Here is an 11,423-nt window from a genome sequence, read left to right as displayed (position 1 = left end):
GCACCTGGAGCAGTCGGCTCGGTCTCCGGCGGCGTATTCGGAGCTGGCGGGAGAAGCATCCCGTCGCCTCTCGCGCCATCTCCTGGACCGTCACCGTGCTCGCCGCCGTCATCGTCTATGTCTGCCTGCAGATGCCGACGACCCTGAACAGCCTCAAGCCCGCCGAGTTCATGCGGTTGCCGGCGGAGGCGATCATGGGGGCCGTCGTCCTGATGAGCCTGCCGCGGCGGCCGCGGATCGTGCTGGCGGCGTTCTGCGGTGCGCTGACCGCGGTCGTGGCGATCCTGAACATGCTGGACATGGGCTTCAACGAATACCTGGGCCGGGGCTTCAACGTCGTTCTGGACTGGAGCCTGTTCGGCGACGCCCGCGGCTATCTCTCGGACACGCTCGGCGGGACGGTCACGTCCCTCCTCACGGTCGGTGTCGTCCTCTTCGTGCTGCTGCTGATCGTCCTGGTCGCGCTGGCCACGGTCCGGCTGAGCAACCTGCTGGCCGGCCACAAGGCGGAGGCGTCCCGGGGCGCGCTGATCGCAGGCACGGTCTGGATCACCTGCACGGCCTTCGGCCTCCAGTTCGCCGGTGTGCCGCTCGCCGCGGACCACACCGCCGCGATCGTCAAGCTCCGCGCGCAGGCGATCCGCAACACCCTGCGCGACGAGGCGGAGTTCGAGAAGGTCGCCAAGGTCGACGCCTTCGGCAACACCCCGGGCAGCCAGCTCGTCCCGGACCTGCGCGGCAAGGACATGATCTTCACCTTCATCGAGAGCTACGGCCGCAGCGCGATCGAGGACCCGATCATGGCGCCCGGTGTCGACGAGACCCTGGCCGCCGACACCAAGGCCCTGTCGAAGGCGGGCTTCGCGGCGAAGAGCGGCTGGCTGACGTCTGCGACCTACGGCGGCAGCAGCTGGCTCGGCCACTCGACGACCATGTCGGGGCTGTGGGTCAACAACCAGCAGCGCTACCGCACGGTGATGGCGAGCGATCACCTGAGCCTGACCGACGCCTTCAAGAAGACCGGCGACTTCGACACCATCGGCGTGATGCCGGGCGTGCAGAAGGGCTGGCCGGAGCAGAGCTTCTACGGCCTCGACAAGGTCTACAACGCCTTCCAACTGGGCTACAAGGGACCGAAGTTCAGCTGGTCGACGATGCCCGACCAGTACACCCTGGAGCAGTTCCAGAAGCGGGTGCACAGCAAGCCGCGTGCCGACGGCAAGTCGCTGATGTCGATGATCATCCTGACCTCGAGCCACCAGCCGTGGGCGCCGATCCCGAAGCTCGTCCCGTGGGACCAGCTGGGCAACGGTTCGATCTTCGACGCGATCGAGAAGGCCGGCAACAAGGCCTCCGACGTCATCGCCGACACCACCAAGTCTCGCCAGGAGTACGGCAAGTCGATCCAGTACTCGGTGAACTCCCTCACCCAGTGGCTGGAGCGCTACGGCAACGACAACACCGTGCTGGTCTTCCTCGGCGACCACCAGCCGATCGCCCGGGTCAGCGGCAACCACGCCAGCCGTGACGTCCCGATCTCGATCGTCGCCAAGGACGCCAAGGTCCTCGCGAAGATAGACAGTTGGAACTGGACGGACGGCCTGCGCCCCGCGCACGACGCCCCGGTCTGGAAGATGAGCGCCTTCCGCGACAAGTTCCTCACGGCGTACGGCTCTACGCCGCACCCGAAGACGAACTGAGCCGCAGCGGCCTCAGGACTCCCCCATCGCGACCCGCGCCGCTTCGACGAACCGCCCCAGGCAGGGAAGATAGGCCTCCTGCGCCTCGTCGAAGCGGGCGCGGGCATCGGCCTCTCCCAGCGAGAGCCGCCACAGCGCCCGGTTCACACGCTTCGCCGCCTCCAGGACGGCCTGCGCCGCGTCGGCGGTGTCGGGCGGCCCTTCGAGGACGACGACCCGGACGCTGTGCATGAACGGGTCGTAGGCCTCGCGCAGTTCTGTGCGCAGTTCGTCGATCCGGTTCAACAGCCGCTCCGGGTCGGCGAGTTGGACGAACGCGTCGATGACCCGCCGGTACAACTCGCCGGTGACATGCGCGTGCGCCATGAGATCCAGATAGGCGGCGCGCCGCAACTCCCGTACCCGGCCGCGCCATTGAGCCTCCGCGGACGCCTCCGCCTGTACCCTCGCCGCGCGCACGTTGCCCAGATTGGTCACCCAGCCGGCCAGCACCGCCGTACCGCCGGTGAAGGCCGCGACCCACACCGCGCTGTCCTCCATGGCGGCAAGTGTCGAGGAGCCCTCCGCCCCTGTCGAGATCGCCTCAGCCGCCTGACGTGTCCAGCTCCGCGTCCTCGCCGATCCCCGCGCAGTCGTACGGGTCCTTCAGCCAACCGTCGGGCAGCACCACCCTGTTGTTGCCCGACGTACGGCCGCGGGGCCCGTCGGCGCCGGCCGGCCAGGGCTGGTCTAGGTCCAACTCGTCGAGCCCGGACCGGAGCTCCTCCAGCGACGACGTGATCGCGAGGCGCTTGCGCATCTCGCTGCCGACCGCGAAGCCCTTGAGGTACCAGGCGACGTGCTTGCGGAAGTCGATGACTCCGCGGGCCTCGTCGCCGATCCACTCGCCGAGCAGCGTCGCGTGCCGCACCATGATGTCGGCGACCTCGCGCAACGAGGGCTTCAAGACGTCCTGTTCACGTCCTTCGAAGGCGGCCACGAGGTCGGCGAACAGCCACGGCCGCCCCAGGCAGCCGCGCCCGACCACGACCCCGTCGCACCCGGTCTCGCGCACCATCCGCACCGCGTCCTGCGCCGACCAGATGTCGCCGTTGCCGAGCACGGGGATCTCCGGCACATGCTCCTTCAGGCGCGCGATCGCATCCCAGTCCGCCGTACCGCCGTAGTGTTGCGCGGCCGTGCGGCCGTGGAGCGCGATGGACGTGACGCCCTCCTCGACGGCGATACGGCCGGCGTCGAGGAACGTGATGTGGTCGTCGTCGATGCCCTTGCGCATCTTCATGGTGACGGGCAGGTCGCCGGCCCCGCTGACGGCCTCGCGCAGGATCGCCCGCAGCAGGTTCCGCTTGTACGGCAGCGCGGAGCCGCCGCCCTTGCGGGTGACCTTCGGGACCGGGCAGCCGAAGTTGAGGTCGATGTGGTCGGCGAGGTCCTCCTCCGCGATCATGCGGACGGCCTTGCCGACGGTCGCCGGGTCCACGCCGTACAGCTGGATCGAGCGCGGCTTCTCGGTCGCGTCGAAGTGGACCAGCTGCATGGTCTTCTCGTTGCGCTCGACCAGGGCCCGCGTCGTGATCATCTCGCTGACGAACAGGCCCTTGCCCCCGCTGAACTCCCTGCACAGGGTGCGGAAGGGCGCGTTGGTGATCCCGGCCATGGGGGCCAGGACGACGGGCGGCGAGACGGTGTGCGGGCCGATCTGCAAGGGCGACACGGACAGGGGCGCGGGCGTGGACATTGCTCCATTGTGGCGTACGGCTGCCGGTGCCCGTATCCGGAGATCATGTAGCGGTCATTAGTTAGACGCACTATCGAGTTTGGCGTACGATGGTTCGCATGCCCGAGCTCAGCCACCGTCGCCGCATGCTGGTGCTCGCGATCTGCTGCATGAGTCTGCTGATCGTGAGCCTGGACGTCACCATCCTGAACGTCGCGCTGCCCGCGATGCAGACGGACCTGCACGCGTCGACCTCCGGCCTCCAGTGGACGATCGACGCCTACACCCTGGTCCTCGCCTCCCTGCTGATGCTGGCGGGCTCCACGGCCGACCGGATCGGCCGCAAACGGGTCTTCGTCGTCGGCCTGGTGGTCTTCAGCCTGGGCTCGCTGCTCTGCTCGCTCGCGCCCGACCTGAACGCGCTGATCTGGTTCCGCATGATCCAGGCGGTCGGCGGCTCGATGCTCAACCCGGTCGCCATGTCGATCATCACCAACACCTTCACCGAGCCCCGCGAGCGTGCCCGCGCGATCGGGGTGTGGGGTGCGGTCGTCGGCATATCGATGGCCGCCGGACCGCTGATCGGCGGGCTGCTCGTGGACTCGGTCGGCTGGCGCTCGATCTTCTGGATCAACCTGCCGGTGGGCGTGGCCGCGCTGCTGCTCACGCTGAGGTTCATCCCCGAGTCACGCGCACCGAAGGCCCGCCGTGCCGACCCGGTCGGCCAGCTCCTGGTGATCGCGCTGTTCGGCTCGCTGACGTACGCGATCATCGAGGCGCCGGACTCCGGGTTCACCGCGATCCTGCCGTTCGCGGCGCTCGCGCTGGTCGCCCTCGTCGCCCTCGTCTGGTACGAGCCGCGGCGCGACGAACCCCTCATCGACCTGCGCTTCTTCCGCTCCGCGCCGTTCAGCGGGGCCACGGTGATCGCGATCAGCGCGTTCTCGGCGCTGGGCGGCTTCCTGTTCCTGTCCACGCTGTATCTGCAGAACGTGGTCGGTCTGGACGCGCTGCACGCCGGCCTGTGGATGCTGCCGATGGCGGTGCCGACGTTCCTGTGCGCGCCGATCTCCGGGCGGCTGGTCGGCAGTCGCGGACCCCGAATACCCCTCCTGATCGCGGGCTCCGCGATGACCGTGAGCGCGCTGCTGTTCGCCGGGTTCGAGGCGGAGACGTCCAACGTGTCGCGCTTCATCGGCTACTTGCTCTTCGGCATCGGCTTCGGCTTCGTGAACGCGCCGATCACCAACACGGCGGTCTCCGGAATGCCGCGCGCCCAGGCGGGAGTCGCGGCGGCCGTCGCCTCCACGAGCCGCCAGCTGGGCCAGACCCTCGGCGTCGCGGTGGTCGGCGCGGTACTGGCCTCCGGGGTCGGATCGTCGTCGTACAAGGACACGTTCGTCTCGGCGGCGCGCCCCGGCTGGTGGATTCTTGTGGCCTGCGGCCTGGCCGTCCTGATACTGGGCGCGCTGACCAGCGGCGCCTGGGCCCGCCGAACCGCCGAACGCACGGCCGAGAAGCTGTCGTCCGTCGAGGTGCGCGAGGCGGCCGGAATCACCGCGTAGCCCTCGGGGACGGCCGAACACCCCTCAGGCATCGCCTAGTTGATCCGCCAGATCCGTCAAGTCCTCGGCGTAGAGGTCAAAGGCGTCAGTGGCGGTCGGCGGGTCACCGACAGGGCGGGCGACGTACGCGGTGCGTAGGCCGAGGCGTTGCGCTCCTCGTAGGTCCCAGGCGTGGGCCGCGACCATCAGGAGTCGCTCCGGGGGGTGTCCGGAGACAGTGACGGCCAGTTGGTAGACCGCGGGGTGCGGCTTGTAGGTGCGGGCGTCCTCGGCGGACAGTGCCTGGTGCCAGCGCAGTCCGGCGTGGGCGTTGAGTCCCAGCAGCACTGTCCGGCTCGCGTTGGAGAGCCCGATCAGGGGGAACCGCTCGGCGATGCGGGCGAGCCCGGCGACGGTGTCGGGCCACGGCGGGAGTTTGCGCGCCGACAGCGCCAGTGCCGTCACGGCTGCCGGGTCGACGACTCCGGTGTCGGCGGCGACGAGTCGGGCGGCCTCCAGATCGAGGACGTCGCTGGTGACGTAGGGCCGGGTGCCGTCGAGCACGCGCCGTTGCTCACGCTCGATGTGCCGCTGCCACAGCGACAGGAGCCGCTCGGCCTCGGGAGGGTCGAGTGGCGGGGCCAGTGCGCGGAGGCCGGCGCGGAGGCCGGCGGGTTCGTCGACGAGCGTGCCGAGCACGTCGAACACGACGGCGTCGATCTCGGCCCCCTTCGTCACGTCGCCCTCACTTCTCCAGCGCGATCGCGTGCAGCCGCTCCAGCCGGTGCCGCGACTCCTCGTCCGCCGGGGCGTACGTCACCATGCGCGGGCCTCTCGAAGGACCCAGCCACAGGTCGGTGTGGTCGACGGTGAGGCGGCCGACGCGGGCGTTGCGGAACTCCTTGCGGCGGGGGCTGGCGCCCATCACCTCGTGGCGGTCCCAGACCTCGCGGAACTCGGGGGACGTGTGCAGCCGCTTGAGCAGGGTCTTCCAGGTGGGGTCGGCGAGATGGTCGGCCATCGAGCCCCGGAAGCGGGCGGCCATGAGCCGCTGGGTCTTCTCCAGGTGCACGATCGAGGACCGCCACTCCTGGTGCGTGTAGGAGAGGATCATGCAGTTGCGGTCCTCGGGCGGCACCGCGTCCATGTCGCAGAGCAGCATCCCGTAGGTGCGGTTGTAGGCGAGGATGTCGTAGCGGGCGTTCTGGAGGCAGGCCGGGATGGGGTCGAGCTGGTCCAGCATCGCCTGGAGGGCGGGCGTGACGACCGGGCAGACCGTGGCCGGCTGCGGATCGGTCGCGTCGGCCAGCTGGAAGAGGTGGCTGCGCTCGCTGCGGTCGAGCAGCAGGGTGCGGGCGAGTGCGTCGAGGACCTGTACGGAGACCTGGATGTCCCGGGCCTGTTCGAGCCACGTGTACCAGGTGACCCCGACCGCGGCGAGCTGCGCGACCTCCTCGCGGCGCAGCCCGGGCGTACGGCGCCGGGTGCCGCGCGGCAGGCCGACCTGCTCGGGGGCGATGTGCTCGCGGCGGTGGCGCAGGAACGCGGCGAGTTCATGGCGCCGGACCGTCGAAGCGGTCTGTTGTGCCGCCGGTCGCGCCGCCCCTGTCGCTGTCGCCGTTTCCTGTGCCATGGTCGTCATCACCCCAGTCTGCCGCCGCGCGGACCCTGTTTCCAGGTAGTCCTGCTACCAGGATAAGGACACTCTGGTACCAGTCTGGCGGGAGGCGCAGGCTCGTCGGCGTGACCGAAACCATCACTTCCCGCACCGTCCGATCTCCGGCGGCGCCACCCGTGCTCGGCAGCCTCGGACTGTTCACGGTGCTGCTGGCCGCGGCGCTGCCCCTCATCGACTTCTTCATCGTCAACGTGGCCCTGCCGACCATCGGCAAGGACCTCTCGGCGAGCGAGGCCGTCCTCGAACTCGTCGTCGCCGGCTACGGAGTCTCGTACGCCGTGCTGCTCGTCCTCGGCGGCCGGCTCGGCGACCTGTTCGGGCGCCGCCGGCTCTTCCTGGGCGGGATGGCCGCCTTCGGCGTGACCTCGCTGGCCTGCGGCCTCGCGCCCACCGCCTGGACGCTGGTCGCCGCGCGGATCGCGCAGGGCGCGGCCTCCGCGGCGATGCTCCCGCAGGTCCTCGCCACCATCCAGTCCGCGACCCAGGGCGCGCGCCGCGCCAAGGCGATGGGCCTGTACGGCGCGACGGCCGGCCTCGCCATGGTGGCCGGGCAGATCCTCGGCGGGGTCCTGGTCGCCGCCGACATCTGGGGCACCGGCTGGCGCGCGGTGTTCCTGGTGAACGTGCCGGTGGTCGTCGTCGGCCTGGTCCTGGCCGCCAGGGTCGTACCGGAGACGCACTCGCCGCACCCCGAGCCGGTGGACGTGCCCGGCACCTTCCTGCTGGCCGCGTCGCTGCTGGCGCTGCTGGTGCCGCTGACGGAGGGCCGGGCGGCGGGCTGGCCGCTGTGGACGTGGCTGTCGCTGGCCGCGTTCCCGGGGATCGTGTCGGCGTTCTACGCGGTGGAGCGCCGGGCGGACCGGCAGGGCCGTACGCCGCTGGTGCCGCCGAGTCTGCTGGCGCTGACCTCGCTGCGGCGCGGGCTGATGATCGTCCTGCCGCTGTCGATCGGCTTCAGCGGTTTCATGTTCGTGATCGCGGTGGCGCTGCAGCGCGGCGCGGACCTGGGCCCGGTCGCGGCGGGTCTGGCGCTCGCCCCGATGGCGGTGGCGTTCTTCCTGGTCTCGCTCGCCGGGCCGCGCCTGGTGACCCGGTACGGCACGCGGGTGGTGGCGGCGGGTTCGGTCGTGCAGGGGCTGGGCGTCGCGCTGATCGTGCTGGCCGCGTGGCGCTCCTGGCCGGACCTCGGCTTCGTCGAACTGCTGCCGGGGATGGCGGTCGCGGGCGTCGGTCAGGCGCTCCAACTGCCCATCATCTTCCGGATCATCCTGTCGGAGGTGCCGCCGGCCCGGGCCGGTGTGGGCGCGGGCGTGATGGTGACCACCCAGCAGTCGGCGCTGGCGCTGGGCGTGGCCACGCTCGGCACGCTGTTCCTGTCGCTGATCCCGGGCATGGGCATGCGGGACGCGCTGGTGACCACGCTGCTGGTGCAGCTGGCGGGTGTGGTGCTGACCGGGCTGCTCAGCCTGCGGCTGCCGCGCGCGATCGGCTGAAAGCCGGACGAACCGCCGGATGACATGTTCACAGCTTGGACAACTCGCCGTGAATTGCGCCCCGTTGATGTTGGTCTTGCTGCACACTCCTTGCCGGAGACTCCTGAGCGGAGGCGAGGCGCATGTTGCAGATCAACACGAGCAAGGTGAGCCGCTGGGACCAGCACGGGCGCGAACATGTCGTCCGCGTGCAGCGCAAGGGCGCGCAGCGCACGATCGTGTGCGACACCTGCGGCTGGAAGAAGAGCGCGCAGTTCCTGCCCTGGCTGAAGGCGGAGGAACATCTGGCCGAGGAGCACCAGGCGACGGTGGACCCGTCCGACGGCTGACCGGGGAGCGATGAGTTCGTGAGGCGGGGAGAGTCGTATCCGGCGAATCCGATACGACTCTCCGAACCGGAAGGCCGACCGATGAGCTCTCTCCACGACCTCCTGCGGCAACGCGTCGACGACGGCACCGTGCCGGGGGCGGTGGGCCTGGTGGCCCGCGGCGACGACGTCGAGGTGGTGGCCGCGGGCTCCGCCGACGTCGAGGGCACCGCGCCGATGGCCCGCGACTCGATCTTCCGGATCGCGTCGATCACCAAGCCGATCACGGCGGCGGCGCTGCTGACGCTGGTGGACGAGGGCCGGATCGGGCTCGACGACCCGGTGGCCGAGTGGCTCCCGGAGCTGGCGAAGCCGATGGTGGTCCGCACGCCCACGAGTCCCGTGGACGACGTCGTACCGGCCGAACGCCCCATCACCGTCGAGGACCTGCTCAGCTTCCGCACCGGCTGGGGCCTCCCCTCCGACTTCGAACTGCCCGCCGCGCAGGCCTTGTTCGCGATCCAGGACCACAGCCGCCCCTTCGGCGACTGGCCGGACCCCGACACCTGGCTGGGCCAGCTCGCCCAGGTGCCGATGCTCCATCAGCCGGGCGAGGCCTGGCTCTACGGCACCTCGTCCGCCCTCCAGGGCATCCTGGCCGCCCGGGTGTCGGGCCGCGCCTTTCCCGACCTCCTGGCGGAGCGGATCTTCGAACCGCTGGGCATGCGGGACACCGGCTTCGAGGTACCGGAGTCGAAGCGGCACCGCTTCACCTCGTCCTACGCCCCGGCCGGGGACGGCACCCTGCGCCTGACGGACACCCCGGACGGCGACTACAGCCGCCTGCCGCGCTTCCCCTCGGGCGGCGGGGCCCTGGTCTCCACGGCCGACGACTGGCTGGCGTTCGCCCGCATGCTGCTGGCCGGCGGCCAGGGAGTCCTCACCCCCACCTCGGTGAGCCGCATGACGACGAACCACCTCACCGCCGCCCAGCGCGAGGCCGCGACCCTGTTCCTGGAGGGCCAGGGCTGGGGCTACGGCGGTCAGGTCGACGTGGACCCGATCGACCCGTGGAACGTCCCCGGCCGCTACGGCTGGATCGGCGGCACCGGCACCACGGCCCACATCGTCCCGCCGACGGACACGGTCACGATCCTGCTGACCCAGGTGGCGATGACGGGCCCGACACCGATGCGGCTGATGCGGGAGTTCTGGGAGTCCACGGCCTGAAGGCCGTCAGCCGCGCAGCCCGCGCAGCAGCAGGTCCACCATCGCCTCGAACTCCGCTTCCACGCCCGGTTTCTGCCACTCCCGCGCGTAGGACGGGTCGTGGAAGCGGCCGGTGGCCTGGAAGAGGGCGCGGGCGGCGACGGCCGGGTCGGAGACCGTGAAGACACCGGCGTCGACGCCCGCCCGGACGATCTCGGTGAGCTGGCCGGTCAGTTCGTCGATGTGCGCGCCGACGACGTCGCCCGCGTCCTCCGCGAGCACCGAGTACGTGGCGAACAGCTCGGGATCGCCGCCCGCCTTCTTCCGCTTGGCCTCGAACAGGCCCGCCAGCCAGTCCCGCACCCGGTCCTCCGGGCCGCGGTCCTCCGTCACGAAACGCGCCAGCGTCGACGCCGTACGGTCCAGCCAGCGCTTGGTGACCGCCTCGCGCAGCACCGCCTTCGTCCCGAAGTGCCGGTAGACGGTGCCATGGCTGACGCCGAGCGCGCGGGCCACGTCGACCACGGTCGCCTTCGCGGGGCCGTGGCGGCGCAGCACCTCCTCGGTCGCTTCGAGGATGCGCTCGGCGGTCAGGGCTTCGCTGGTCGGAGGCATGCCTAGACGGTACCCGGCACCGCGATCAGCGCTCGCTGTCGAGCATGGTCATCTGGGCGGGGGCGTACCGCTCGCCGGCCGCCGCGTCCGCCGGTACGGCCGCCTCGACGGCGGCGAGGTCGGCCGCGTCCAGGGTCACGTCCAGCGCGCCCAGCGCCTCGCCGAGCCGCTCACGGGTGCGGGCGCCGACCAGCGGCACGATGTCCGTGTTGTGCCGCGGGCCCTGGGCGAGCACCCAGGCGATGACGATCTGTGCGACGGAGACGCCCTTCTGCTCGGCGACCTTGCGCAGGGACTCGACCAGGGTGAGGTTGTGCTGGAGGTTGTCGCCCTGGAAGCGGGGCGTGTGGGCGCGGAAGTCGTTCGCGGCGAAGCCCTGGCCGGGCGTGACATGGCCGGAGATCAGCCCGCGGGAGAGCACGCCGTACGCGGTGACGGCGATGCCCAACTCGCTCAGGGTGGGCAGGATTTCCCGCTCGGGGCCGCGTGAGATGAGCGAGTACTCGATCTGGAGGTCGGCGATGGGTGCGGTGGCGGCGGCCCGGCGGATGGTCTCCGCGCCGACCTCGCTCAGGCCGATGTGGCGGACGTACCCCTTCTCGACGAGTTCCGCGATCGCGCCGACGGTCTCCTCGATCGGCACGTCCGGGTCGAGCCGGGCGGGGCGGTAGACGTCGATGTGGTCGACGCCGAGGCGCTGGAGGGAGTACGCGGCCCAGGTCTTCACGGCGTTCGGGCGCGCGTCGTAGCCGAGCCAGGCGCCGTCCGGGCCGCGGTGGGCGCCGAACTTCACGCTGGTCAGCGCGTTCTCACGCAGGGCGGCCGGGGCGGTGCGCAGGGCCTCGCTGATCAGCAGCTCGTTGTGACCCATGCCGTAGAAGTCGCCGGTGTCGAGCAGGGTCACGCCGGCTTCAAGGGCGGCGTGGATGGTGGCGATGGACTCGGCGCGGTCCGCGTCGCCGTACATGCCGGACATGCCCATGCAGCCGAGGCCGAGGGCGGAGACCTGGGGGCCGGTGGTTCCGAGGGAGCGTGTGGAGATCTCGGGAAGTGTCATGCGAACCACCTTGGCATGACAGCTGACAGATTTCAATATCTGTCATTCCAACTCCCATCGGAGTGGTCCATACCTCTTGACGAAAGGTCTGGACCACGCGCA

At 70.7% G+C, this 11,423-nt stretch carries 11 protein-coding genes; 5 read left to right on the top strand and 6 right to left on the bottom strand.

The window, feature by feature from the left end:
• Nucleotides 1-1,700, top strand: a 1,700-nt coding sequence (locus SSP08S_RS44690) for a sulfatase-like hydrolase/transferase (RefSeq protein WP_439654602.1), incomplete at its 5' end; no start/stop codon positions are given.
• Nucleotides 1,701-1,712: 12 nt separating this feature from the next.
• Here SSP08S_RS44690 and SSP08S_RS44685 read toward each other — a convergent pair.
• Both SSP08S_RS44685 and dusB read right to left on the bottom strand, forming a co-directional pair.
• Nucleotides 1,713-2,240 carry a hypothetical protein gene (locus SSP08S_RS44685; protein ID WP_019074165.1) on the bottom strand — a complete coding sequence of 176 codons (528 nt, stop codon included), beginning with the start codon at nt 2,238-2,240 and terminating at the stop codon, nt 1,713-1,715.
• 43 nt (nt 2,241-2,283) lie between these two features.
• Nucleotides 2,284-3,438, bottom strand: coding sequence for a tRNA dihydrouridine synthase DusB (dusB, locus tag SSP08S_RS44680; RefSeq protein WP_019074164.1), 1,155 nt, complete (start codon nt 3,436-3,438; stop codon nt 2,284-2,286).
• Between the two features lie 98 nt (nt 3,439-3,536).
• Between dusB and SSP08S_RS44675 the strand changes: the two genes are divergently transcribed.
• Nucleotides 3,537-4,982 carry an MFS transporter gene (locus SSP08S_RS44675; RefSeq protein ID WP_019074163.1) on the top strand — a complete coding sequence of 482 codons (1,446 nt, stop codon included), beginning with the start codon at nt 3,537-3,539 and terminating at the stop codon, nt 4,980-4,982.
• Nucleotides 4,983-5,006: 24 nt separating this feature from the next.
• Here SSP08S_RS44675 and SSP08S_RS44670 read toward each other — a convergent pair whose 3' ends face one another.
• Nucleotides 5,007-5,699 carry a haloacid dehalogenase type II gene (locus SSP08S_RS44670; protein ID WP_019074162.1) on the bottom strand — a complete coding sequence of 231 codons (693 nt, stop codon included), beginning with the start codon at nt 5,697-5,699 and terminating at the stop codon, nt 5,007-5,009.
• Nucleotides 5,700-5,706: 7 nt separating this feature from the next.
• Nucleotides 5,707-6,603: a helix-turn-helix transcriptional regulator gene (locus SSP08S_RS44665; RefSeq protein ID WP_019074161.1), complete on the bottom strand. Its 897-nt coding sequence runs from the start codon at nt 6,601-6,603 to the stop codon at nt 5,707-5,709.
• A gap of 101 nt (nt 6,604-6,704) precedes the next feature.
• Between SSP08S_RS44665 and SSP08S_RS44660 the strand changes: the two genes are divergently transcribed.
• From SSP08S_RS44660 to SSP08S_RS44650, 3 genes are all read left to right on the top strand, one after another.
• A complete protein-coding gene (locus SSP08S_RS44660; protein WP_019074160.1) occupies nt 6,705-8,132 on the top strand; it encodes an MFS transporter in 1,428 nt (475 codons plus the stop codon).
• A gap of 122 nt (nt 8,133-8,254) precedes the next feature.
• A complete protein-coding gene (locus tag SSP08S_RS44655) occupies nt 8,255-8,461 on the top strand; it encodes a hypothetical protein (protein WP_019074159.1) in 207 nt (68 codons plus the stop codon).
• An 81-nt stretch (nt 8,462-8,542) separates the two neighbouring features.
• Nucleotides 8,543-9,670 carry a serine hydrolase domain-containing protein gene (locus tag SSP08S_RS44650; protein WP_019074158.1) on the top strand — a complete coding sequence of 376 codons (1,128 nt, stop codon included), beginning with the start codon at nt 8,543-8,545 and terminating at the stop codon, nt 9,668-9,670.
• 6 nt (nt 9,671-9,676) lie between these two features.
• On the opposite strand, the gene SSP08S_RS44645 is transcribed toward SSP08S_RS44650, so the two are convergent.
• Together SSP08S_RS44645 and SSP08S_RS44640 are read right to left on the bottom strand one after the other, a co-directional pair.
• Complete coding sequence (locus SSP08S_RS44645) at nt 9,677-10,264, bottom strand: TetR/AcrR family transcriptional regulator (RefSeq protein ID WP_019074157.1); 588 nt, start codon at nt 10,262-10,264, stop codon at nt 9,677-9,679.
• A 25-nt stretch (nt 10,265-10,289) separates the two neighbouring features.
• The gene (locus SSP08S_RS44640) at nt 10,290-11,321 is read right to left on the bottom strand and encodes an aldo/keto reductase (RefSeq protein ID WP_019074156.1); all 1,032 of its coding nucleotides are present in this window, start codon (nt 11,319-11,321) and stop codon (nt 10,290-10,292) included.
• Between the last annotated feature and the right edge of the window lie 102 nt (nt 11,322-11,423).

Origin of the sequence: Streptomyces hokutonensis, from assembly GCF_000376565.1 — a bacterium.
GTDB lineage: Bacteria > Actinomycetota > Actinomycetes > Streptomycetales > Streptomycetaceae > Streptomyces > Streptomyces hokutonensis.
The sequence above is the reverse complement of the archived record's forward strand: the minus strand, read 5'-3'. Positions and strand labels throughout refer to the sequence as shown.